General features: G+C 66.0%; 27 protein-coding genes and 1 tRNA gene. 14 read left to right on the forward strand and 14 right to left on the reverse strand.

The genetic code is table 11. The features are described 5' to 3' along the window. Positions 1 to 88: 88 nt before the first annotated feature. The 10 genes from ACOQOP_RS21915 to ACOQOP_RS21960 all read right to left on the reverse strand — a co-directional run bounded on the left by ACOQOP_RS21915 (position 89) and on the right by ACOQOP_RS21960 (position 8,700). A complete protein-coding gene (locus ACOQOP_RS21915) occupies positions 89 to 985 on the reverse strand; it encodes a DUF305 domain-containing protein (protein WP_420563946.1) in 897 nt (298 codons plus the stop codon). A 146-nt stretch (positions 986 to 1,131) separates the two neighbouring features. Then, positions 1,132 to 1,833 (reverse strand): copper resistance protein B, encoded by a 702-nt coding sequence (locus ACOQOP_RS21920; RefSeq protein WP_420563947.1) that lies wholly within the window; start codon positions 1,831 to 1,833, stop codon positions 1,132 to 1,134. A 4-nt stretch (positions 1,834 to 1,837) separates the two neighbouring features. Next, positions 1,838 to 3,622 carry a copper resistance system multicopper oxidase gene (locus tag ACOQOP_RS21925; RefSeq protein WP_420563948.1) on the reverse strand — a complete coding sequence of 595 codons (1,785 nt, stop codon included), beginning with the start codon at positions 3,620 to 3,622 and terminating at the stop codon, positions 1,838 to 1,840. A gap of 71 nt (positions 3,623 to 3,693) precedes the next feature. Beyond that, the gene (locus ACOQOP_RS21930) at positions 3,694 to 4,245 is read right to left on the reverse strand and encodes a cupredoxin domain-containing protein (RefSeq protein WP_420563949.1); all 552 of its coding nucleotides are present in this window, start codon (positions 4,243 to 4,245) and stop codon (positions 3,694 to 3,696) included. Between the two features lie 82 nt (positions 4,246 to 4,327). Continuing rightward, positions 4,328 to 4,696, reverse strand: coding sequence for a hypothetical protein (locus ACOQOP_RS21935; RefSeq protein WP_420563950.1), 369 nt, complete (start codon positions 4,694 to 4,696; stop codon positions 4,328 to 4,330). A gap of 25 nt (positions 4,697 to 4,721) precedes the next feature. Continuing rightward, on the reverse strand, positions 4,722 to 4,940 hold the full coding sequence (locus tag ACOQOP_RS21940) for a GDCCVxC domain-containing (seleno)protein (protein WP_420563951.1): 219 nt from the start codon (positions 4,938 to 4,940) through the stop codon (positions 4,722 to 4,724). Next, positions 4,940 to 5,833, reverse strand: a complete 894-nt coding sequence (locus tag ACOQOP_RS21945; RefSeq protein WP_420563952.1) for a c-type cytochrome — start codon at positions 5,831 to 5,833, stop codon at positions 4,940 to 4,942. Before ACOQOP_RS21945 ends, ACOQOP_RS21940 begins: the two co-directional genes overlap by 1 nt. Continuing rightward, a complete protein-coding gene (locus ACOQOP_RS21950) occupies positions 5,833 to 6,444 on the reverse strand; it encodes a c-type cytochrome (RefSeq protein WP_420563953.1) in 612 nt (203 codons plus the stop codon). The genes ACOQOP_RS21945 and ACOQOP_RS21950 overlap by 1 nt, the downstream gene beginning before the upstream one ends. 609 nt (positions 6,445 to 7,053) lie before the next feature. Beyond that, entirely contained in the window at positions 7,054 to 8,412 is a 1,359-nt protein-coding gene (locus tag ACOQOP_RS21955) for an MFS transporter (protein WP_420563954.1), read from the reverse strand. Between the two features lie 12 nt (positions 8,413 to 8,424). Next, positions 8,425 to 8,700: a metal-sensing transcriptional repressor gene (locus tag ACOQOP_RS21960; RefSeq protein ID WP_420563955.1), complete on the reverse strand. Its 276-nt coding sequence runs from the start codon at positions 8,698 to 8,700 to the stop codon at positions 8,425 to 8,427. 129 nt (positions 8,701 to 8,829) lie between these two features. Between ACOQOP_RS21960 and ACOQOP_RS21965 the strand changes: the two genes are divergently transcribed. From ACOQOP_RS21965 to ACOQOP_RS22020, 12 genes are all read left to right on the forward strand, one after another. Next, positions 8,830 to 9,123, forward strand: a complete 294-nt coding sequence (locus tag ACOQOP_RS21965; protein WP_420563956.1) for a hypothetical protein — start codon at positions 8,830 to 8,832, stop codon at positions 9,121 to 9,123. Between the two features lie 58 nt (positions 9,124 to 9,181). Then, complete coding sequence (locus ACOQOP_RS21970) at positions 9,182 to 9,901, forward strand: HupE/UreJ family protein (protein WP_420563957.1); 720 nt, start codon at positions 9,182 to 9,184, stop codon at positions 9,899 to 9,901. Positions 9,902 to 9,917: 16 nt separating this feature from the next. Beyond that, positions 9,918 to 10,535 carry a transmembrane anchor protein gene (locus ACOQOP_RS21975; protein WP_420563958.1) on the forward strand — a complete coding sequence of 206 codons (618 nt, stop codon included), beginning with the start codon at positions 9,918 to 9,920 and terminating at the stop codon, positions 10,533 to 10,535. 69 nt (positions 10,536 to 10,604) lie between these two features. After that, complete coding sequence (locus ACOQOP_RS21980; RefSeq protein WP_420563959.1) at positions 10,605 to 11,267, forward strand: transmembrane anchor protein; 663 nt, start codon at positions 10,605 to 10,607, stop codon at positions 11,265 to 11,267. A 68-nt stretch (positions 11,268 to 11,335) separates the two neighbouring features. Further along, entirely contained in the window at positions 11,336 to 11,773 is a 438-nt protein-coding gene (locus ACOQOP_RS21985; RefSeq protein WP_420563960.1) for a YqaA family protein, read from the forward strand. A 347-nt stretch (positions 11,774 to 12,120) separates the two neighbouring features. Further along, a tRNA-Gly gene (locus ACOQOP_RS21990) sits at positions 12,121 to 12,194 on the forward strand. A 632-nt stretch (positions 12,195 to 12,826) separates the two neighbouring features. Then, positions 12,827 to 14,044 (forward strand): ABC transporter substrate-binding protein, encoded by a 1,218-nt coding sequence (locus ACOQOP_RS21995; RefSeq protein ID WP_420563961.1) that lies wholly within the window; start codon positions 12,827 to 12,829, stop codon positions 14,042 to 14,044. 168 nt (positions 14,045 to 14,212) lie between these two features. Further along, positions 14,213 to 15,874 (forward strand): ABC transporter permease, encoded by a 1,662-nt coding sequence (locus tag ACOQOP_RS22000; protein WP_420563962.1) that lies wholly within the window; start codon positions 14,213 to 14,215, stop codon positions 15,872 to 15,874. A gap of 213 nt (positions 15,875 to 16,087) precedes the next feature. Next, the gene (locus ACOQOP_RS22005; protein ID WP_420563963.1) at positions 16,088 to 16,657 is read left to right on the forward strand and encodes a DJ-1/PfpI family protein; all 570 of its coding nucleotides are present in this window, start codon (positions 16,088 to 16,090) and stop codon (positions 16,655 to 16,657) included. Positions 16,658 to 16,784: 127 nt separating this feature from the next. Then, positions 16,785 to 17,051: a DUF1289 domain-containing protein gene (locus ACOQOP_RS22010; protein WP_420563964.1), complete on the forward strand. Its 267-nt coding sequence runs from the start codon at positions 16,785 to 16,787 to the stop codon at positions 17,049 to 17,051. Further along, positions 17,052 to 18,098, forward strand: coding sequence for a betaine--homocysteine S-methyltransferase (bmt, locus tag ACOQOP_RS22015; protein WP_420563965.1), 1,047 nt, complete (start codon positions 17,052 to 17,054; stop codon positions 18,096 to 18,098). A gap of 25 nt (positions 18,099 to 18,123) precedes the next feature. After that, positions 18,124 to 18,522 (forward strand): RidA family protein, encoded by a 399-nt coding sequence (locus ACOQOP_RS22020; protein ID WP_420563966.1) that lies wholly within the window; start codon positions 18,124 to 18,126, stop codon positions 18,520 to 18,522. Positions 18,523 to 18,570: 48 nt separating this feature from the next. Here the strand turns inward: ACOQOP_RS22020 and ACOQOP_RS22025 are convergent, their stop codons facing one another. The 4 genes from ACOQOP_RS22025 to ACOQOP_RS22040 form a co-directional block, all read right to left on the reverse strand. Then, positions 18,571 to 19,155, reverse strand: coding sequence for a hypothetical protein (locus ACOQOP_RS22025; protein ID WP_420563967.1), 585 nt, complete (start codon positions 19,153 to 19,155; stop codon positions 18,571 to 18,573). A gap of 142 nt (positions 19,156 to 19,297) precedes the next feature. Further along, entirely contained in the window at positions 19,298 to 19,873 is a 576-nt protein-coding gene (locus tag ACOQOP_RS22030) for a hypothetical protein (protein WP_420563968.1), read from the reverse strand. 25 nt (positions 19,874 to 19,898) lie between these two features. Further along, positions 19,899 to 20,588 (reverse strand): DUF2927 domain-containing protein, encoded by a 690-nt coding sequence (locus ACOQOP_RS22035; protein WP_420563969.1) that lies wholly within the window; start codon positions 20,586 to 20,588, stop codon positions 19,899 to 19,901. Then, positions 20,585 to 21,226 (reverse strand): LysE family translocator, encoded by a 642-nt coding sequence (locus ACOQOP_RS22040; protein WP_420563970.1) that lies wholly within the window; start codon positions 21,224 to 21,226, stop codon positions 20,585 to 20,587. The genes ACOQOP_RS22035 and ACOQOP_RS22040 overlap by 4 nt, the downstream gene beginning before the upstream one ends. A gap of 454 nt (positions 21,227 to 21,680) precedes the next feature. On the opposite strand from ACOQOP_RS22040, the gene speD reads away from it, so the two are divergent. Together speD and speE are read left to right on the forward strand one after the other, a co-directional pair. Then, complete coding sequence (speD, locus tag ACOQOP_RS22045) at positions 21,681 to 22,187, forward strand: adenosylmethionine decarboxylase (protein ID WP_420563971.1); 507 nt, start codon at positions 21,681 to 21,683, stop codon at positions 22,185 to 22,187. Then, complete coding sequence (gene speE, locus ACOQOP_RS22050; protein ID WP_420563972.1) at positions 22,184 to 23,032, forward strand: polyamine aminopropyltransferase; 849 nt, start codon at positions 22,184 to 22,186, stop codon at positions 23,030 to 23,032. The genes speD and speE overlap by 4 nt, the downstream gene beginning before the upstream one ends. Positions 23,033 to 23,079: the final 47 nt, after the last annotated feature.

The following is a 23,079-nucleotide window of genomic DNA, read 5'->3' on the forward strand; positions in this document are numbered from 1 at the left end:
ACGTCGAACGACCGCTTAGGGTCGAACGGCTCGTAGTGTTCCAACGGCCGCTTTGGGTCGTCTGTATCGCCGAAGCGTCGGCAGGCGTTCAGGCGCCACACCGATAGAAGCCGCTGTAGCCGGCCGTCAGCCCGCGGTCGATCTCAAGGAGAAGATCGGCTTCTGTGCCGGCGGCATCCTGCTCTCCCGACAGGGCTTCTCCTCTACGACTGGTAATCTGAAGGGAGATCCCCGGCGCGGAGAGGGTTGAACCGTCTGCGCGCCCAGCAGGGCCGTCGTCTGAGAGACGGACCAGGTCACCACTAATCTTCAGGATCGCCGACGTTCCGTCATCCTGTTCACCGATAGCGAGCACCGGCTTGCTGTCCTGGGTGTAGTGGAAGGTACAGTCCGCTCCGCTTGCGAATGCGTGGGCAATCTCGTTTTCAGAGATGAACTCAGGATCCAAGACACCGATCTCTGCCGTCGAAAGCGCTTCATCGAGCGTCGCGACGGAGAGATCAGAGCTGGCAGGTTGATCGCCCCAGACCGCGGCATCACCGGACCGCTCGATCGCGGAAATCAGGTACCTCATTTCCGCGATCTCCTTGTCCTGCGCATAGATGATTTCGTCGGCAAGCTTCCTGACGCGGGGGTCCGAGAGTCCGGCACGCGTGGACGTCATGATCGCAATCGAGTGGTGGGGAATCATCGCCCGCATGTATGAGCGGTCATCGACCGTCACCTGACTGCGAACCAGCCACAAGGAGCCTGCGAACAACACGAGCGCTCCCGCGAAGATCGCCGAATTGATCTTCGTGCTTGGGTACATCGAGAGCATGAACGCGAGCATGACGATGGCCATCGTCGCGCCCATCAAGATCGCCATGTACGCGCGGGTTTCAGACCAGAAGATATGGGTCGGCAAATAGGTGTTGAGATACATGAGCCCGAACATCACCACGGTGGATGTGAGGATCATGAGAAAGAACCGACCGTATTTCATGTCCACCTCGCTCAGCCAAATCTGACACAGAGCTTGGTAAACGAGGCTCCCGTGCAGGAAGGTTCCAGGCAAATCACCATTTTTTTGGGCGCCGATCGCGCAGGCTGTCAAAGGCCCGCGCGATCGACAGTCATCCAGGGCCGACGTCAGAACAGCATCTTCGTGCCGACGACAAAGTAGAGAGTGTCCCGCTGCTCGCCTTCTGCCCGCGCAAGGTCGGCCGTCTCGCCGAACCGGCGCTCGTAATGCACGCCGATATAGGGCGAGACCGCCCGGTCGAGCAGGTCGTAGCTGAGCCTGGCGCCGACCTCCAGCGTCGGTGCGAACGCCCCGACCCCGAGCGCCTCATCATCGCCCAGCGGGGTGTCCAGCTCGAGGCTCGGCGTCAGGATGATCCGGTTGGTGATCAGCCCCTCGTACTCCGCCTCGACCCGGACGAAGGAGGTCTCGCCGACATAGAGATCCGCGTCGAGCTCGAACCATTGCGGCGCCAGGCCCTTCACCCCGACCACCCCATAGGCGCGATCCTCGCCCGCCGGCGTGTCCAGCCGGACGCCGACCGCCGCATCGAAGAACGTGGAGATCGGCATCTGCAGGCGCAGCTGGTTCTCGAGCGTCTCGAACCGGCTGCTCTCGGTCAGATACTCCGCCTCGCTGCGCCAGACGAGTTTCAGCTCGTCGGTTCCGGCGAGGGCGTCGAAATCCCAGGCATAGAGGTCCGACCCGTCGTCGAACCGGCGTTCCGCCTGCTCGACCTGAAGGCCGTAGATCAGCGGCTCGGCCGTGGCCGGACCCGTCCAGGCCAGGACGGGCGCCAGGGCCGCGGCGATAAGGATATCTCGGTGCATGGGATCAGCCTCCGGTGGTCTGACGCGGTGTGGCGGGTAGGTCGGCGCTCTTGCCGGCCGGCCCGCCCTCGACGATGACCTTGCGGAACATGCCGGCGTCCATGTGATAGGAGAGGTGGCAGTGGAACGCCCACACGCCGGGCGCATCGACCTCGGTCTCCATGAAGACGGTCGTGCCGGGCGACACGCTGACCACGTGCTTGACCGGGTTCCACTTCCCCTGTCCGACATCGAGGATCGACCACATCCCATGCAGGTGCATCGGGTGGGTCATCATCGTCTCGTTGACGAATTTGAAGCGGACCCGCTCGCCGTACTGCAGGCGGATCGGCTCGGCATCGGCGTATTTCACGCCGTTGATCGACCAGATGTAGCGCTCCATGTTGCCGGTCAGACGCAGCTCGATCTCCCGGGTCGCGTCACGGTGCTCGTAGAGCGGCTTCTGCGCCTTCAGGTCGGCATAGGACAGGAACTTCCCGCCATCCGCCGCCTGGGGGGTGAGCCCACTGCCGGGTGCGTAGAACGGATCCGCGTTATCCATCGACATGGTCCCATGGCCCATGGCGCTGTGGTCCATGGTCCCGTGGTTCATGCCCTGCATGACGGTCCCGTCCGGCATCGTGTGGGTCGGCTGGCCCGAACCGTGGCTCATTGTCCCTTGGCCCATGGCACTGTGGTCCATCGCGCCCTTGCCCATGCTCCCGTGATCCATCGACCCATGATCGCCATGGGCCATGCCCATGTCCGCCATGGTAAGCAGCGGCGGCTCGCGCAGGTCGGGGACCTCGGCCTCCATTCCCTCCCGGGGAGCCAGGGTGCCGCGGGCGAAGGCGGTGCGCCCCATGGATTCCGCGAAGATCGTATAGGCCCGGTCCTCTGTCGAACGCACGATCACGTCATAGGTCTCGGCCACGGCGATGCGGAACTCGTCGACGGGGACCGGCTGCACGTTGTTGCCGTCGGCCTGCACCACGGTCATCTCCAGACCCGGGATGCGGATGTCGAAATAGGTCATCGCCGATGAATTGATGAAGCGCAGCCGGATGCGCTCCCCCGGCTCGAACAGGCCGGTCCAGTTCTGCCGCGGGCCCTTGCCGTTGATCAGCGGCGTGAAGCCCTGCAGGTCTTCAATGTCCGTCGGCATCATCCGCATCTCGCCCCAGGCGCTGCGACCCTCGAGCGCAGAGGCCAGCCCCTTCTCCCGGCTGTCATCCAGGAAGTCGAGTAGGGTGCGCTGCTGCCGGTTGTAATAGTCGGGCATCAGTTTCAGGTTTCGCATGATCCGGTCGCCGGAATGCGGATGGGCGTCGGCGAGCTGGACCACGTACTCGCGGTCGAAGCGGAACGGTTCGCGGCCCTCCGGCTCGATGACGATCGCCCCATAGGCGCCATCCGGCTCCTGGAAGCCCGAATGACTGTGGAACCAGTAGGTGCCGCTCTGCACGATGGGGAAGCGGTAGGTGAAGGTCTCGCCCGGCCTGATGCCGTCGAAGGACATGCCGGGCACCCCGTCCTGCTGGTAGGGCAGGATCAGCCCGTGCCAGTGGACCGAGGTGTCCTCGTCGAGATTGTTGGTCACGTTGATCGTGACCTCCTCGCCTTCCTTGAAGCGCAGCACCGTCGGCGTCGTCGACCCGTTGTAGCCGATGGCACTCCGGGTGAAGTCGCCGGTGTCCAGGGTGACCCGGTCGACGGTGAGATTGTACTCGCCGGCGGCGGCGCCGGAGGCGAGAGAGAGAGCGAAGGCCGCTGCGAGCGCGCAGGCCCGGGCAAGGGATGTCGTTCTCACGACGCGTCTCCTGATCTGGGGGAACGGTCCGGGCCGCCGCGTAAGCGGCCCGGCTTCATGGACGGTGCCGCTCAGTGAGCCATCCGGATGTCGCCGACCATCCCGGCCTGGTAGTGGCCTGGGACGTTGCAGGCGAACTCAAGATCCTTGCCGTGCTCGAAGCGCCAGATCAGTTCGCCCGACTGTCCGGGCTCCAGCAGCAGGCTGTTGCCGGCTTCGTGCATGCCGTGGCCCATGGAGGCCTTCATCTTCTTGGCCGCCTCCCGGTCGATCCGGTCGGCCATCAGCACCCCGTGGTCCACAAGCATCTGCATTTCAGATCCGTGGGCGGCGTGCATCTCGGCTGTGGCGATGTTGAACTCGTGCACCAGGGATCCGGCGTTCTTCACCACAAACCTGACGGTCTCGCCCGCGGAAACGGAGACTGTCTCAGGCTCGTAGTAGTTGTCGTGCATCGCGATCTCGACGGTCCGGGAGACCGCCGAGGCGTCGCCCGGCTGGCCGATGGCGGCGGCCATTCCGTGGCCGCCTCCGTGGGACATCTGGGCCACGGCGATGCCGGGAATGGACAGGGTGAAGGCAAGCGCTGCCGCAGCGGCGCGCGAAATGAGACGAGTATTCATGGGAGATATCCTCGCAAGGAAACAGCTGATCGACAGGCGATGCGATCGCCGGGGCCTATGGCTCCGGCAGGGCGTCACTCGATCAGGCGCGAGGAGGGGGTGGGGTCGCTTCCGCGTTCAGTCCTGCGGCGAGACGGTGGCCTGGCGCGTACCAGTCCTGCCGGGTGTAGAACAGGCCGGTCGCGGTCGCCAACCCGGGCGTGACATATCCGGCGCAGGTGTGTCCAGCGATGGCGCAGGAGGTGTGATAGCCGGCACGCTCGTGCTTGTCTTCGCCGTGGCCGTGCATGTGGCCGGAAACCGGGCCGCCGACCACGTGCGCCTCAGCCATCTGCGGCCCCGACCCGTCGTCGGTCGCGCCACGATGCAGATCCGCCACGCCCATCAGCCCCGTGGACAGGGCGATCAGGAGAACGGCGGCAATGGCGATGAAGCGCTTCATGGCAGGCAAAATGGTGCTTCCAGCAGCCGGAAGGTCAAGGGCAGTCTGCGCCCGTCTGCATCGGCGGGCAAGGAACCGTTCCGTAGGAGCAGAACACGCAGCAGTCGCCCGGCTTGGGCTTCAGCACAGCGCCACAGCCCTTGCAGTCGTAGAACCACTGGCAGGCATTGGTCGGCATCCGCTCCTCCTCGCGATGACCGCACTGCGGGCAGGTGAGGGTTGAGCGGTCGGTCACCACCGAGTGGCGTGTCATCACGGTACCTCCGGATCCATCAGATACTCGACCAGGGCCGCGATATCCGGATCGCTCCAGTACCGCGTGCCGTCTCGGATGACCTCCGCCATCGAGCCGCCCAGGCTGTCGCCGGAGGGGGTCAGCCCCGTTCTGAAGGCATAGCGCAGGTCGTCGGCAGTCCATCCCTCGCGCGCCAGGGCCCCGGGCGTGATCGCCGGGATCTTTTCGTTCCCGGGACCGGTCCCACCTTCGAACTTGCGGTCGGAATCGAGGCCGCCGAGCAGGGTCCGCGGCGTATGGCAGGCGCCGCAATGGGCCGCGGCCTCCGACAGATAGCGCCCCCGGAGCCAGGAGTCCGACCGGCCCTCTACCGGTGCTTGCGACCCGGGCTCGAAATATAGCCGCTTCCACAGCCCGACGCCGCGGGTCCAGTTGAACGGGAACCGCAGCCGGTGCGCGGGCGGCCCACCGGCAACGGCCGGAACCGAGTTCACCGCCGCCCACAGGTCGACCACGTCCTGGTCGGTCAGCCTCGTGTAGAAGCTGTAGGGGAAGGCCGGGAACAAGTGGCCGCCATCCGGCGCCATCCCGGCGGTCAGCGAGCGGGAGAACTCCGCCAGGGTCCACGACCCGATCCCGTCCTCGGGGTGGGGTGTGATGTTCGGCGCGAAAAAGCTGCCGAACTCGGTGTCGATCGCGGAGCCGCCGGCCAGCACGGCACCGCCGCCCGCCGGGTCGGTGTGGCAGGCGATGCAGCCCGACAGGCGCGCCACATAGGCCCCGCGGTTCACGTCGCCGGAGAGGCCCGTCAGGTCGCGGTCGGGCACGCTTGGACCGGCCATGAGCCAGGCGACGGCACCGCCGCCGAGAAGGACGGCGGTGCCGGCGACCATCCAGAAGGTCCGGACCATCAGTTCTGCTTCTTGCGGAAGCTCTGGTGACAGGCGGAGCAGGTATCGGCCAGATGGAAGAACACGCCGTCGGGCGGCATCTGCGCCAGCATCTCGGCGGTCGGACCCTGTCCCCCGCCCATCATGCCGCCGCCCATCATGCCTCCTCCGGACATGCCCTGGCCGTGCATCATCCCCTGGCCCTGCATCGTCCCTCCGCCCATCATGCCGCCCGGGGCGCTGCCCGCCGGCCGTTGATTGTCGGCCGCGGCGGCGAGAGCCTGCGCGTAGGTGGAAAGCTGGTCCGCCAGGGCGCTGAACCGGTCCCAGTCGCTCCAGATCGCCGGAAGCGCCTCGGACGGGTGGTCAAGGCTGTCCTTCGGGAAGAGCTTGGTCAGCGCCTCGCCGCTATGGCCGTCGATGGTGCCGGCCAGCGTGCGTACCCGCTCGGCGCTGTAGTCCTGCTGTCCCCGCATCATCGCGGTCAGTTCCTTCATGGCGTCGCCGAGCACCTCCATGGAGTCCATCCGCTCCTTCACCACGCCGGTGGCGCCGCCATGGGCGATGGCGGTGGTGGCGCCAGCGCCGAGCGCGGCCGCCAGCGCGACCGCAGCAAACATCTTCGCTTTCATCGTCAAACTCCGTTCGTCGTCGGATCGTTCAGGATCAGTCGAGGGTGACGCGGAGTTCTCACGTTGGCGGGGGACAGGGAGGGGTAAGGGCGATGTCACGGGCAGGTTTCATGCTCGCGGGGCGCAACCGATCAGCCGTCACCGAGACGCGCGAAAGCGAAACCTGCTTCGGGGCATCGAGGCCCACCAGCGAACAGCCGCCACCCAGGCCGGCCGGCGAGGAGCGGGCTTCGAGGTCTGCCGGATTGTCATTGCCGACAGCCTCGGTGCTGACAAGGGCGGACGCGCCCGTGCTTGCAACAGCACTAACATGCAGCGAGTGCGCCGCAGATTCGGCAGGGGTCACCAGGAGGGCGGCGAGGCTTAGGAACAGGCACAGCACAATGCTCGCGCACCTCTCGCTGCATTTGCCGTCTCTGATCAAGCTCCTGGACACCCGCATTGGCGACCCTCACTGGGCTGATGGGAGACGATCATACAGCAAAGCCCCCAACCTGTGCTCAAAGGCATTCATGGAGGTTACAGTTGCAGGAAGGTCAACGGCGATGACTTTCGTTTCCTATCGATGTCGTTGCAGACGACATGGTTCGGGGCTAAGCGCTTGCGGCCTTAGCTCGGCCACGCCGGATGATGGTCGTCGATCACGAAGGCATGAGCGTGACGGACCGGCCGGTGGTGGTGCGAACCGTCCGGCTGCCATTCGATCCGCGCACCCCCATGATGCTCCTCGTCTGGATCGCCATGGGTGTGCGCAACCTCGTAATGCTCGTGTTCGTTCACCTCCGGGTCATGGGACGGCCAGACCATCCAGGCGACGGCGCAGCCCAGCACGACGCCTCCCGCCAGCACGACGAAGGTGCTGGGTAGCCCGATCACGGGGCCAAGCCATCCGGCCGTCGGATAGGCCAGCAGCCAGCATGCATGCGACAGGGCGAACTGTGCCGCGAACAAAGCGGGCCGGTCCTCCGCGTGCGATGAGCGACGGAGCAGCAATCCGGAAGGCGTCATGATCAGAGAAATGCCAATTCCGATAATCGCCCAAAGCCCCATCGCTGCTGCGTAGCCCGGCTCCAGAACGCCAAGCGGTAGAGTAGCGGCGAGCACCCCGCCGCCGCACAGCATCACGGTCCGTGGAGACCGCTGGTCCAGCACGCGTGGCAGGACCAGAGCCACTAGCATCGAACCTACCCCATAGGCCGCGAACAGGAAGGCCACGTCCTGATCGCCTCCGCCAAGTACCTCGCGGACATAGACGACCGTGTTCACGATCACCATTGACCCTGCTGCCGAGACAGCGAAGCTCAGGGCCAGTAGCCCGCGAAGCCTGGGGGTTCGCAGGTAGATGAAGGCGCCCCGCGTCAGCCGTTCCCGGAACGGCCGGGCCACGCTCTCGGGCCTGATCGCGGGGAGGATCACCGAGACGACCAGGGCGGCCGATGCCAGGAAGGCGAGCCCGTTGCCGACGAACAGCCAGTGGAAGCTCATCACGGCGAGCAGCAGCCCCGCCAGCATCGGACTGATCAGCGATTCCAGATCGTAGGCGAGCCGGGAAAGGGAGAGAGCGTTGGTGTAGTCCTTCTCGTCGGTCAGAACGTCCGGAATGGTCGCCTGAAAGGTCGGGGTGAAGGCGGCCGAACAGGCCTGGAACAGGAACACCAGGAGGTAGACCTGCCATACAGCCGAGACGAAGGGCAACACCAGCACCATGCCCGCCCGACAAAGATCGAGCCCGACCAGGAACTGGCGGCGGGGCACTTTCCCCGCCAGGGCTGCGGCGACGGGGGCAAGCCCGACATAGGCGACCATCTTGATCGCCAGGGCGGTGCCCAGCACCTGGCCCGCATGCTCACCGGCCAGGTCGTAGGTGAGCAGCCCAAGAGCGACGGTCGTCAGCCCGGTCCCGATCAGCGAAAGAACCTGTGCCAGGAACAGATGCCGGTAAGTTCGATTGGACAGGACATTCAGCATGCCGTCCTCCGCTCAAAGGAACTTGGTGATCGCCTTGAAGTCGGACAGCGCCTCAGCGTCACCCTCGCCGGGATGGGCCGCTGCATCGAGGCAATGGTCGATGTGATCCCGGATCAGGGTGCGTTTCGCCTGGGTGATCGCCTTCTCCACCGCATGAAGCTGCTGAGCGATCTCGGTGCAGCTCCGACCGTCCTCGATCATCGCCACGACGCTGAGCAGATGCCCGTTGGCCCGCTTCAGACGTTTGACGATGTCGCCGTGGGTTGCATGTCGGTGAGGTTCTGTCATAAACAACAAGTATCCTCCCTGGGAGGATCGGGCAAGCTGTCTTAAACGGAAGCCGTACCAAGCACGCTTATGAAGCACGGGCTCAGAAACCTACGAAGAATTGTGCTCGTGTGCCTTTGCGGGGTGTTCATGCTTTCGGGAATGCGCCCTGACCTCGGCCATCTGCCCAACGTGTTCGACGTGCTGAGCGAGCATGCCGAGACAGTGCTCGATCATGGACACTCCCATGGTCTCAAAGAGGATATCTTCGCGGCCTTGCAAGGCCATGCCCACGGGCTGGGCGATCATGAACAGGTTCCCGATCTGCTGACTGTCGCGACAGTCGGAAACACGTCCCAGGTCTACGTGGGCTATCGCAGCACGCGCCTGCCGGACGCCAGCCCCGCCCCCATCTTCGGATTTGAAAGACCTCCGCGCAGCTGATTGTCCCGAGGCTCGACCTCGCAATCACGACTGACTTCTGAAACGCGGAGACATCTTCATGAGACTGTCCTTCCGGGCGCGCGACTGGTCCAGGTTCTGGCTGGCCGGCGCCCTGCTGCTCTGGGCTTTCGCGCTAGGCGCCACCCAGGCGGCCGCCCATAACGTCACCGAAGGTGATGCGGGCTACATCCAGGAAATCTGGGGATTGAACATCATCCCCTTCATCTATCTCGGGGCCAAGCACATGGTCACCGGCTACGACCACATCCTGTTCCTGTTCGGGGTGGTTTTCTTCCTCTATCGCATGAAGCACGTGGCGCTCTACGTGAGCCTGTTCGCGATGGGGCACTCGATCACGATGCTGGCCGGCGTGTACTTCAACTGGGCCGTCAATCCCTACGTCATCGACGCGATCATCGGTTTCTCGGTCGTCTACAAGGCGCTCGACAATCTCGGAGCCTATCAGCGGTGGTTCGGTTTCCAGCCGAATACCAAGGCCGCGACCCTGATCTTCGGTCTGCTCCACGGGCTCGGCCTCGCGACCAAAATCCTCGACTACAACATTGCGCCCGACGGACTGCTGGCCAACCTCATCGCCTTCAATGTCGGCGTCGAACTCGGCCAGATCATGGCGCTCGCTTTGATCCTGATCGCGATGGGCTATTGGCGGAAATCCGCGGGCTTCTGGAAGCATGCCTACACCGCCAACGTCGTGATGATGTCGCTCGGCTTCATGCTGATGGGGCTGCAGATCACCGGCTACTTCGTGGCCGCCTGAGAGATTGGAGACAGACATGAACAACGCTCAAGAGCCGACGACCGATGGGCTCCCCAACTCGGCGCAGCTTCTGCGCTCCACGCTGATCGCCCTGGCCGTTGCGATCGTGACCCTCGTCACCGTGATCCTGCCGTCCGAGTATTCCATCGACCCGACCGGGGTGGGACGCTTGCTTGGGTTCGCCGAGGTGGGCGGGACCGAGCAGCAACTCGCTGCGGAGGCGACGCAGGGCCGTAAAACTCAGCATGGCACAGGCGATCAATCCAGCGCACTGGACGTGATCCTCGGGCTGTTCGTCTCGACCGCCCACGCCCAAGAGGCCTGGCGGGACGAGGCCGCCTTCACGCTCGGATCGGGAGAGCCGATCGAGACGAAGATGGTGATGAAGAAGGGCGAGACCGTCGAGTACGAGTGGACCGCCGAGGGAGGCCGGATGAATTTCGACCTGCATGGCCATGGCGGCGGCAACTCCGTGACCTACGAGAAGGGACGCGGGCAGACCTCCGGCAAGGGGAGCTTCACCGCCACGTTCGATGGCGAGCACGGTTGGTTCTGGCGCAATCGCGACAGCTCCGACGTCACGGTGATGCTCAAGGTTCGCGGGGAATACAGCGAGTTCAAGCGATCGCAGTGATAGACCCAACCCGCCGGTAGCGGCGGGCCTCGCCTGACGAAACGGCTCACGGCCGAAAGGAACTCAGTCATGTACAACGCCAACAAACCTAAACCCGAAGATCTGCCCAGCTCGGCTCAGCTCATCCGCTCGACGATCCTCGCGGCCATCGCGATCGTCGTGATCCTGATCACTGTCGTCATGCCTGCCGAATATGGCATCGATCCCACCCGCATCGGCCGAGTGATCGGACTGACGGAGATGGGCGAGATCAAGACGCAGCTGGCCCAGGAAGCCGAAGAGGACCGTCTGCGGGACTTGCAGAACCAGTCCCCGGCAGCCACAGACGACAAAAGCTCGAGCTGGTTCGACCGGTTGCCAGGCCTGTTCATCTCCACGGCCCATGCCCATGGGTCGGGTGGTCACGGGCCGGGAACCGCCGTTCAGGAGCACGTTGTCGTAAAGCTCGAACCGGGTCAGGGGGTCGAGATCAAGCTGGTGATGGAGAAGGGCGCGGTCGCGGATTTCACCTGGTTCGCCGAAGGCGGAAAGGTCAATTTCGACCTGCATGGCGACGGCAGCGGACAGCAGATCAGCTACGAGCAGGGCCGTGGTGTGGAGTCGCAAGACGGCCAGTTCATGGCCGCGTTCACCGGCAATCACGGCTGGTTCTGGCGGAACCGGGATTCCCAGACTGTCACCATCACCCTGATCGTCAAAGGTGAGTTCAGCAAAGTGAAACGCTTCGACTGACTCAATCCCACTGCCTGTCCGCCCCACGGCCCACCCGCTGTGGGGCGGACAGGCATGAAGATCAGACTATGCAAGAATTTGCGGCCTATTGGGGCCTGTTCGCGGTGTCCTTCCTGGCCGCCACGATCCTGCCGGCGCAATCCGAGATCGGGCTTGCCGCCGTCCTGCTGACCGAGGCTTATTCCGTCGCTCTCCTCGTCACGGTGGCGAGCGTAGGCAACACCTTGGGGGCCGTCGTCAACTGGGGGCTTGGCCGGGGGATTGAGCAGTTCCGCGATCGGAAGTGGTTTCCCGCGTCGGCGGCGCAGCTCGACCGCGCGACGGGCTGGTACCGACGGTATGGCCGGTGGAGCCTGCTGATGAGCTGGGCGCCGTTTATCGGCGACCCTCTCACACTCGCCGCCGGTATCCTGCGCGAGCCTCTACTGACTTTCATCCTGCTGGTTGCGGTAGCGAAGACGGTCCGCTACGTGACTGTCGTCGCGCTAACCAGCAACTTCATCTAGCGGTGTTGCCGGTCGAATGGGGCGATCTTAACCCCAGGAATGTGACGTTGCTTCTTGGGGAGGCAACTCAATCGTGTATGGCTTTGGGAAGAGGTTGGGTGACCGCTATCGAGCAAACGGCTCGTTGACCACGAGTGTCTGCTTAGGGTCGATCGGCTTGATGATGAACGCCTTCTGTGCGTCCGTGAACTTGGATGCCTTCATCGTCTTCCGCTCCTCTCCCAGCCAAGGAATCAGACCCGGAAAACTCTAACCAAACTCGAGGGCGTTTCGCGGAGGCATATCACAAGGCAAACATCTTCCAAGGGCTTGCTTGGCAGTCAAATCCTCGGTAAACCCATCACAGCGCGGGCGTAGCTCAATGGTAGAGCGAGAGCTTCCCAAGCTCCAGACGAGGGTTCGATTCCCTTCGCCCGCTCCATAGCTGGCTCTTTCCCAGAAAACGCCGCGTCTTATCAATCGAACTGTAAGGCGGAGCGGGAGGTGCAGCCCAGATCAACAGAGGACCAGCGCGCGCCTGAACAAAGCCACCACGGTATCCTGGACGGCAGAATGGCTTTAATGCCCTCGGGAAGGCCTTCTGATCACGTGGATCGGTAGGTTCAATTGAACATAGCGGTACGCAATGATTGCGCCGTAGTGCGAGAACTTGTTTCCTTCCGTCGGGACGGCAAGAAGTCAACCAATTTTACTACTATAAGGAGTTCGTCTTTCGAGTAGCAGACAGTCGATCAAACTACGCCCCCCGTGGTTTATCGAATAGGATTATGTGACATTTTTCATCGTAAAGATACACCAAAAAACATTATAAAACAATAAGTTAGATTTATTAAACGACAGCTTCCCAAGCTGTATGTCGTGGGTTCGATTCCCATCACCCGCTCCATATGCCCCTTGCGGGCCGCCGGGCCTCTCCGCGAAGACAGGTGTTGCGCGATTGCAACGCCTTCGCTGAAACCGACCTGTTCCAGATGTGATCTGCCTCTCCGGGGCCGGCACGGTTAGGATCGCCGCGTCGTTCTTCCCTCGCTCGCCCTGTCTCGGGAGCCGGTCATGGTCCTCTGGCGTCTTGCCTTCCTCCTGCTCCTGGTGACGCTGGTTCTGCCGGCAAGGCCCGCTCTGGCGGCGGAAACCCGGCCATGGGAGGAGATCGTCGCCGCGGCGAAGGGCCAGCGGGTGCATTTCAACGCCTGGGGCGGCGACGAGAAGATCAACGCCTATATCGCCTGGGCCGGCGAGCGGGTGGCGGCGCTCTACGGCATCGAGCTGGTGCAGGTTAAGCTGTCCGATACCGCCGATGCGGTCAGCCGGGTGCTGGCCGAGAAGACCGCCGGGCGCGACAGCGGCGGGTCGATCGACCTGGTCTGGATCAACGGCGAGAACTTCGCGGCGATGAAGGCGAACGGCCTCTTGCACGGGCCGTGGGTGGAGCGGGCGCCGAATTTCACCCTGGTCGATGTGGCCGGCAAGCCGACCACGGTCATGGATTTCTCGGTGCCGACCGACGGGCTGGAGGCGCCCTGGGGCATGGCGCAGCTCACCATGATGGTCGATACGGCCTATGTGGATACGCCGCCGAAGACGGCGGCCGCCCTGCTGGACTGGGCGCAGGCCAACCCGGGCCGCTTCGCCTATCCGCAGCCGCCGGATTTCCTCGGCACCACCTTTCTGAAGCAGCTCCTGGCGATGACGATCGCCACGTCGGCCGCCCTGTCCGATCCGCTGGACGAGGCGGCGGCCCGGTCGGTGACGGCGCCGCTCTGGGCCTATCTGGACACGCTGCATCCGCATCTCTGGAGCGACGGCCGCGCCTTTCCCAAGGATGCCGGGGCACTGCGGCGGCTGCTGGGGGACGGCGAGATCAGCTTCGCCTTCGACTTCAACCCGGCCCGGGCCAGTGCGGCGATCGAAGCGGGGGAGTTGCCGGACACGGTGCGCACCTTCGTGTTCGACGGCGGCACCATCGGCAACACCCATTTCGTCGCCGTGCCGTTCAACGCGGCGGCCCGGGAGGGCGCCATGGTGGTGGCGGATTTCCTGATGTCGCCGGAAGCGCAGATCCGCAAGCAGGACCCAAGGGGCTGGGGCGATTTCACCGTGCTGGACGTGGCGGCCCTGCCGGAGGCCGACCGAGCCGCCTTCGCCGCCCTGCCGCTCGGTGTCGCGACCCTCTCGCCGGAGGAGCTCGGCCCGGTCCTTCCCGAACCCCATCCAAGCTGGGTCGCCTGGCTGGAAGCGGAATGGGAACGACGCTACTCGGCGGGCAGGTAGGGTGGGTTCCCCTTTCCTCCATCCCTCATCACTCCCCGGCCTTGTGCCGGGGCCCACGGTCGGGGCGAACCGGGAAGACGTCTTTGGAGTCCCCCGCGTAGGCCCCGGCACAGGGCCGGGGAGTGAGCAGGCGGCAAAGGGCGTGAGAGCGACGGCAGGACGCCGCCCGTGATCCGCCTGGCGCCGGTGCTCGCCGTGCTGGTGATGATCGGGCCCGTGGCGGCGGGGCTGGTGGGCACGGTGCTGCCCGCGCTGGGATGGCTGCCGGTGCTCGGCGGCGAGACCGTCTCCTTCGATACCTTCCGTATCCTGCTGACCGAACCGGGCCTCGGGACCAGTGCCTGGCTATCGCTCTCCGTCGGCCTTGGATCGACGCTTGCGGCGTTCGCCCTGGCGGTCGGCTTCACCGCGGCGGCCCAGGACACCCCGATGTTCCGCGCGGCGACCCGGCTGATCTCGCCGCTGCTGTCGGTGCCGCACGTGACCCTGGCGATCGGGCTCGCCTTCCTGCTGGCGCCCAGCGGATGGGCCTTTCGGCTGCTGTCTCCCTGGGCGACCGGGTGGGAGCGCCCTCCGGACCTGCTGATCGTCCAGGACCCGCACGGCCTGTCCCTCGCGCTGGGGCTGGTGCTGAAGGAGACGCCGTTCCTGTTCCTGATGCTGCTGGCCGCCCTGGACGGGCTGCCGGCCCGGCGTATCCTGGTCACCGCGCGATCCCTTGGCTACCGGCCGATGACCGCCTGGCTGAAGGCGGTGCTGCCCCAGGCCTATCCGCGCCTGCGCCTGCCGATTTTCGCGGTGCTCGCCTATGCCACCTCTACCGTCGACATGGCGATCCTGCTTGGCCCGACGACGCCCGCCCCGCTGGCGGTCCGGGTGGTGCAGTGGTTGGGTGACCCGGACCTGACCCGGCGCTTTCTCGGCTCGGCCGGGGCGGTACTGCAGGCCGGGATCGCGCTCGCCGCCATCGCGCTCTGGATCGCCGGCGAACGGCTCGCGGTCGTCCTGGGGCGCTGCTGGATCCGCGGCGGCGGCCGTGGTGCCGCCGAGAACCTCTGGCGGGGGCTGAGCATCGGCGCCATGGGCTTGGCCGGCATCCTGGCCGTGCTGTCCCTGTTGGCCCTGGCGGTCTGGTCGGTGGCCGGACCCTGGTGGTTCCCCGATGCCCTGCCGGCGAGGCTGTCGGTCGAGGGCTGGTCACGGGGCGGTGCCGATCTGCTCTCGGCGGCGGGGGCGACGGTGACGGTCGCGCTCGCGGCCACCGCGATCGCCCTCGCCCTCGTCGTCGCCTGCCTGGAGCGGGAGACACGGCTTGGCGCCCGGCCGGGGCGGGCGGTGGACTGGCTGCTCTACACCCCGCTGATCGTGCCCCAGGTCGCCTTCCTCTTCGGCGTCCAGGTCCTGCTGATCGTCGGGCATCTGGATGGCGGCTGGCTCGCGGTGGTGTGGAGCCACCTGGTGTTCGTGCTGCCCTATGTCTTCCTGTCGCTCGCCGGGGGCTGGCGGCGGTTCGACACCCGCTACATCGCCGTCGCCCGCAGCCTCGGTCGCGGTCCGACCGCCGTGCTGTTCTCCGTTACCCTGCCGATGCTGGCCCGGCCGGTGGCGACCGCGGCGGCTGTCGGGGCGGCGGTCTCCGTCGCGCTCTATCTGCCGACGCTTTTCGCCGGCGGCGGGCGAATCGAGACCCTGACGACCGAGGCGGTGGCGCGGGCCTCCTCCGGCGACCGCCGGGTGATCGCCGCCTTCGGACTCCTGCAGATCGTCCTGCCGCTCGCCGGCTTCGCCTTGGCCAGCCTTGCCGCGCGGCAGTTTTCGCGACCGCGTTAACGTTTCTGTTACTGCTGCGTTGCACAATGTCGCAGCAAGCCGCCCTTGAAATATTCGCCGGAGGGCGCTAAGTGACGCGTTCAAGTTTCCACATCGTCAACGCGCCATAGGCAGTCCGACCTTTTCGGGCGCCTGCGCGTCCTGTCTGCCGAGCGCCTCTGCTAGCACCGGTGCCGGGTGGGCTGACACGTTATCATCAAAGAGGAGGACCGCATGGCAGATAAGCCGCTCGCCGGACGTACCATTGCTATTATGCTCGCCAACGGATTTGACGAGATCGAGTTCACCGAGCCCCAGAAGAAGCTGATCGAGGCCGGTGCGACCACCAAGGTGGTGTCGCGCGCCAACGGCCTGGTCAACGGCTGGTACGAGGGCTCCTGGGGTCACTTCTTCCCCGTCGATGTCGATCTGGCCGAAACGCTGGCAGTCGACTATGACGGCCTGGTTATTCCGGGCGGCATGCGCGCCGTCGACAAGATGGCCGAGGATCCGCACAGCCAGCGCGTCCTGAAGGCGTTCATGCGCGCGTCGATGCCGGTCGCCATCGTGGGCGACGCCGGCAAGCTGCTGGCGCAGGCCGATACCGTCAAGGGTCGCACCGTGACCTCCAGCGCCGACGTCCGCGCCGAGCTCGAGGCTGCCGGCGCCAGCTGGGAAGAGACCCCGTTCGTGGTCGAGGGTGCGCTGGTCACCGCCAATGGCGCCGAGGGCGTGCGCGACGCGATGGACGCGTTCGTGGCCGTCGTCGCCGCCTACGAGAGCGAGGACGCGAAGGCCGCCTGATCCGGCGTTGCCTGAGCCCTGGCGCCGCAGAGGCGGTGCCGTCTAAAATGTCTGGAAGCGACGCCGGTGGATGCATCGGCGTCGCTTTCGTTTATGCACCGCACCGATCAGCCGATAGAGTGCCGCCATGACCAGTGAAACCTCCCCGCCGCGTCCGGCCGCCACCGTGCCCAGCCCCTGCGTCGGCGTCTGTTCGATCGACCGCGAGACCCGGTTCTGCCTGGGCTGCTACCGCTCGATGGAGGAGATCGCCCACTGGTCGCGCTACGACGACGCCCGGCGCCTGGAGGTTATCGAGGCCCTGCGCCAGCGCCAGACCGAGGCCGGCGAGAACCGCCGCCGCATGACCAAGCGCCGCCGCATGGCGGGCTCCACGGAACAGGGGACCACCTGAGTGTCGAATGCGTTGCTGGACCTGCTGGCCGAGCGCGGCCACCTGATCGCCGACGGGGCCATGGGCACCAACCTGTTCGCCCTGGGGCTGGAGACCGGCAACTCGCCCGAGCTGTGGAACGTTGAGGCGCCGGAGAAGGTTGCTACCGTCCATCGCGGTTTCCTGGAGGCCGGGTCCGACATCGTGCTCACAAACAGCTTCGGTGGCACCGCCCATCGTCTGAAGCTGCACGGCGCCCAGGACCGGGTGAAGGAGCTCAACGCCGCCGCCGCCCGGGTCTGCCGCACGGCCGTCGACCGCTGGAAGGAAGAGACCGGCAAGACCTCTCTGGTCGCCGGTTCCATGGGGCCGACCGGCGAGCTGTTCGAGCCGCTGGGTGCACTGACGCCGGAAACCGCCGAGGCCGCCTTCGCCGCCCAGGCCGAGGGGCTGGCGGAAGGCGGGGCCGACGTGCTGTGGATCGAGACGATCTCCGCCGCCGAGGAGATGGCCGCCGCCGTTGCCGGCGCCGCGCGCACCGGCCTGCCGATCGTCGCCACCATGACCTTCGACACCAATGCCCGCACCATGATGGGCCTGACTCCGGCCGATTTCGCCTCTCTGGCCAGGTCGCTGCCGACTCCGCCCAGCGCCATCGGCGCCAATTGCGGCGTCGGGCCGGCGGAACTGGCGCAGACCGTCCTCGGCCTGACCGAGGCGGATCCCGCTGCGGTCGTGGTGGCCAAGGGGAATTGCGGCATCCCGCAATATGTCGACGGCGCCATCGTCTATGACGGCACGCCGGAGGCCATGGCCGTCTATGCCCGGATCGTGCGGGATGCCGGGGCGCGGATCGTCGGCGGCTGCTGCGGCTCCAAGCCCGAACATGTCCGCGCCATCGCCGAGGCGCTGAAGGGCTATGTGCCCGGCGCGCGGCCGACGCTGGAGCGGATCACCGAGGAGCTGGGCGCGCCCTGGGCCAAGGGCGGACGGCTGTCGAACCATGCGCCGGACGGGATCGAGGACGAGGGTGGCCGCCGTCGCGGCCGCCGCCGGCGGGCCGGCTGAGACGGCCGACAGGGGAGAGCCGAGTATGAGCGCACCGATCTTTCACATGCTGGCGGGTGCTCCGGCACCTGTCGCGCCCTACAGCCATGCGGTGGAGGTGGACGGCTGGGTGCTGGTCACCGGCCAGCTCGCCACCGATCCGGACGACGATTCCGCGCCGCTGCCCGAGGGCGTGGAGGCGCAGACCGTCAAGACCATGGAGAACCTGAAGCAGGTGCTCTCCGGGCTCGGCCTCGGTTTCGAGCACGTGGTCCAGGCCCGCGTCTTCATCACCGAGTTCGAGCGCGACTACGCCGCCATGAACGCCGTCTATGCCCGCTACTTCGCCGAGGACCGCCGCCCGGCCCGCACCTGCATCGGGGTGACGGGCCTGGCGCGCGGCGCGCTGGTGGAGATCGACTTCGTCGTGAAGCGGCCTGAGTGACCCTTCGACACGCGCCCCGTCGGGGCGTGCCGAAGGGCGGACCGAGCCTCAGCCGTCGTTGATCGCCAGGCCGGAGAGCACGTCGGCGATGGTGTCGTTGGCCACCGCGTCGTTCGGATTGGCGCAGGCAAAGCCCCAGGTGGCGCGGTTGCCCGCCTCCACAATCTCGGTCTTGCCCTGATCCCAGGCGCGGGTGAAGGCGAAGCACAGGTCGGCCCCGCTGGAGAAGCGGCGCACCGTGAACTGCCGGGTGCCGGAGATCACGTCGAAGGCCTCCCCGAATTCCGGCTTCGCGCCGCGGGTCTGGCCGATCAGGTTGCCGATCTGCTGCGGGTCGTCGGGGCTGTGCAGGCGATCGCCGCTGGAGATTTCCTCGTAGACCACAAGCGCCCGGGCCAGACGGGTCTCGGTGGACTGGTACATGGCTGCGTGCTGGGTCGCGGGCGTGCCGCCATCCTGCCGGGTGGTGTAGGTCGCCTGGGTGTTCTCCACGATCGGGTGGGTCAGGCGGATCTTCGACTCCGCCCCGCGCACCTTGTTCCACTGGGCAGAAGCGGGCGCGGCGGAAAGGGCCGCACCGGCGATGACCGCCAGGGCCGCGGCGAAGGACAGACGTCTCAGGGTTTCGCGCATGATTCCTCTCTCAAGAATTCAAGGCGCCGCTGACATTTCTGCGGCGCCGGTCGCATACCCGCCCCCGGTCTCCCCCCGGCCATAACGCCTCGGACCGACCCATGCAAGCCGTGGCACGTATGTCACGGTCTGTCGGGCCGGCTCAGTCGCGGACCACGATGGCCTGGGCGACCTGTTCGATCCGTTCCAGGGTGACGGCGACTTCCGGTTCCTCGCAGAGGTAGCCCAGGATCTGTTCGGTACCGGCCGAGGTGGTCTCAGAGCCCGATCCGCCCCAGGTCTGGGCGAGTGCCGCGCATTCCACCCGGTCCTCGAGCCGGAAGCGCTGCACGTCCAGGGTGCCGCGCTCGGTCGCCACCTGCAGCTTCTGACCAAGGTCGATATCGGCGTTCTGCAGCACTTTCCATTTCAGCACCCGGTCGGTCGATCGGGGCGAGCGGAAATGGTAGCCGGGCTGAAGCTCCAGGTAGACCAGCATCGCCCGGTCGAGCCTGATCTTGTCGGACTTGTAGCGGGCGACGTGGAAGGTGCTGCTGAAGCTGTCGTTCATCGCCCGCAGGAAGATGCCCGATCCCAGGGCCTCCGGCAGCTGGATGACGATCTTCGACTCCTCGGCCCGCACGGACTGCCAGTCGAGGCCCGCATCTTCGGAGGCGTGGGACGCTCCGGCCGGAAGGGCAAGGAGACCGAGAATGAAAGCGGCGAGAATGGGTCTCATCGTATCCTCCACATCGGGGTCGGGGTCAGTCGGTCCGCACGGCCTGGGTCTGGGTGTCGGCGAAGGCCCGCACCTCGGGCAGCAGGCGCTCGACCTCGGCCAGGGCCACGTCCCGCGGGGTGCCGGCGGCCAGGCGCTCCGACATCAGGGCGCGGATCGCCATGATGTCCCAGCGGCTGAGCCGGTCCTGGGTATGCAGCGGGCTCATGACCGAGGCGATGGCCGCGGAATGGGAAGGAAACCCCAGACCATGCATCATCTCGTGGTCGGTGCAGCGCACGATCCTGCCGGGTGTGTCCTCGGCGATGCGGATCCGGGCGCGGACGATCTGGTCGCCGGCATACAGCACCCGGGCGAAGCAGGCGGTGAGGTTGTCCTGCACCGGATAGGTGGTCCCGGCCGGGTCCTGGGTAATCTGGATCGGCCCGTTCTCGGGCACCCGTTGCGCCTCGCGTCCGGCGATCGCCGCAATCAGGGCGACCCGGGCGGCGACGGTTTCCTGGAAGGCCTCGGATCCGGTCACCGACCAGACCAGCGCTCCCTCCCAACGCCGGATCACCGGACGCTTGTCGGCCGCCCCGTCGGCGCCGCTGCCGAAGGCCAGCTCGTCGAAGAACCGCACGAAGCGGTCGTCCCTGACCTCGGCCATCTGGCAGGCGCCGAGCAGAGCCGCGAGCAGGGCCGCGAACAGGAGCGGGGCGGCCGCTATCCTCACGCGCGCCTCAACGCCGCCGTCAGCACGCCGGCGCCGATCAGGCATCCGGCCCCGACCCGGTTTACCGCCGTAAGCGCGCGGCGTGAGCGCAGCCGGCTTCGGGCGGCGCTGGCGGCCAGCACATAGAGCGAGTTGGTGATCACCGACACGCCGAGGAAGGTGGGCGCCAGGATCAGAAGCTGCGGCAGCACCGGGGCATGGGGCGTCATGAACTGCGGCAGGAAGGCGATGAAGAAGGCGATCAGCTTCGGGTTCAGCGCGGTGACGATGAACCCGTGCAGCGCGCGGCGCCGGCCCTTCGCCCGGCGGTCGGCCGCGGCTTCCGCCTGGGCCGCATCCATCGCATCCGGATCCACCGGCGCCCGCCACATCTTCACGCCGAGCCAGATCAGGTAGGCCGCCCCGGCGAACTTCATTACGGTAAAGACGGTGGCCGAACTCGCCAGGATCGCGCCGAGGCCGATGGCGGATACCGCGAGGGCGGCGAGGTCGCCGGCCAGGACACCGCCGACCGCGCCGAAGGCGGCCCGCCTTCCGTCGCCCAGGGCATAGCCGACGATCAGCATGGTGGTGGGGCCGGGCAGCAGAAGGATCGCCAGCGAGGCGGTGACGAAGGCAAGCCACAGGTCGATGGGCATGGACGTCTCCACAGCGAAATTATTCCCGGAAAGCTAGCCCCGAGCCATGCGCGGGGGTCAAGCCCGTCATGCCGCGAAAAACCATACGAATCCCCTTGACCGGTCAGCAAAATCTCTCCATGTTCCGATGCAGAAACGGCCGGGAAACGGCGGAGCGCGTGCTCCTCGGGTCCGGGCCTTTTCTTTTGGGCCGGAGGTGGAGACCCGAGGTTCAGTGTTCAGCGTCAGGGGCGTAGCCCCCACGGAGGTGACTCGACGCACTGCCTGCACGATGATCGCCATGCCCTCGGATGAGGGTGGGGTCCAAACCGGCGAATATTCGTGATGCCCGCCCCCTGTGGGGTGGGTTTTCTTGTCTGCCCATTCCGCTCGTCCCGTAGGGCTCCTCGTGGTCCATGGGGGTGGAGGGTCTAAGGGTAGCTGGGTCAATCTTCTGGTTAGGAGGAGTGAGACAATGGAACTCACCGCCAAATTGGGGATGGACTCGGCCACTCAGCCGAGCGAATTCCAGGACGAATCCGCCCGTCGTCACAGCGACGACAATGTCATCCGGCTTCCCTCCACGGGTTTCAGTAGTTCGGACGAACGCTTCGACCACTTCGTCAAGCGTGACGGTCTGACCTTCGCCGGCACTCACCTGATCATCGACCTCTGGGGCGCGTCCCGGCTCGACGACATCGAGCATATCGAGACCGCGCTGAAGAAGTGCGTGACCGAGGCCGGTGCGACCCTGCTGCACATCCACCTGCACCACTTCTCGCCGAATGGCGGGGTGTCGGGCGTGGCGGTGCTGGCCGAGTCCCACATCTCCGTCCACACCTGGCCGGAATGCGACTACGCGGCGTTCGACGTGTTCATGTGCGGCGACGCCCAGCCGCACAAGGCGATCGACGTGCTGAAGGAGGCCTTCGGGCCCGAGCGCGTCAATGTCGGCGATCACCGCCGGGGCATGGTGGTATGACGGAATGGTTCACGGAGACGCTGCACCCCTGGCTGGCGCAGCGCCTCCGCATGGATCGCGTGCTCTACCGCGAGAAGACCGAGCACCAGGACCTGATCATCTTCGAGAACGAGAAGTTCGGTCGGGTGCTCACTCTCGACGGGGTGGTTCAGACCACCGAGGGCGATGAGTTCGTCTATCACGAGATGCTGACCCATGTGCCGCTGACGGCCCATGGGAACGCCAAGCGCGTGCTGATCATCGGCGGCGGCGACGGCGGCATGGCCCGCGAGGTGCTCAAGCACCCCGAGGTCGAGCACCTCACCATGGTCGAGATCGATCGCGCGGTGGTCGACATGAGCGTCGAGCACCTGCCGTCGCTCAGCGCCGGTGCGTTCGACGACCCGCGCTTCGAGCTGATCATCACCGACGGGGCCGCCTATGTGGCCGAGACCGGCGACCGGTTCGATGTGATCATCGTCGACAGCACCGACCCGATCGGCCCGGGCGAGGTCCTGTTCACCGCCGAGTTCTACGCCAACTGCAAGCGCTGCCTGACCGAGGGCGGCATCGTGGTGACGCAGAACGGCGTGCCGGCCCTGCAGGGCACGGAAGTGACCAATTCCTGGAACCGTCTCGGCAAGAGCTTCGCCGATGTCTGGTTCTTCGTCGCCCCGGTGCCGACCTACCAGGGTGGTTTCATGGCCTTCGGCTGGGCGACCGACGATGCGGCCAAGCGCAAGACCGACCTGTCGGTCCTGGAAGACCGCTTCGCCAAGGCGGATATCGCCACCCGCTACTACACACCGGCGGTCCACCAGGGCAGTTTCGCCCTGCCGCGCTTCATTCTGGACCTGCTGAAGTAAACGGCGTCCACGATCCGATTTTGAAAGCCCGCTCCGGTCGTCCCGGG

The sequence above is a fragment of the Thalassobaculum sp. genome (genome assembly GCF_965223715.1).
GTDB lineage: Bacteria > Pseudomonadota > Alphaproteobacteria > Thalassobaculales > Thalassobaculaceae > Thalassobaculum.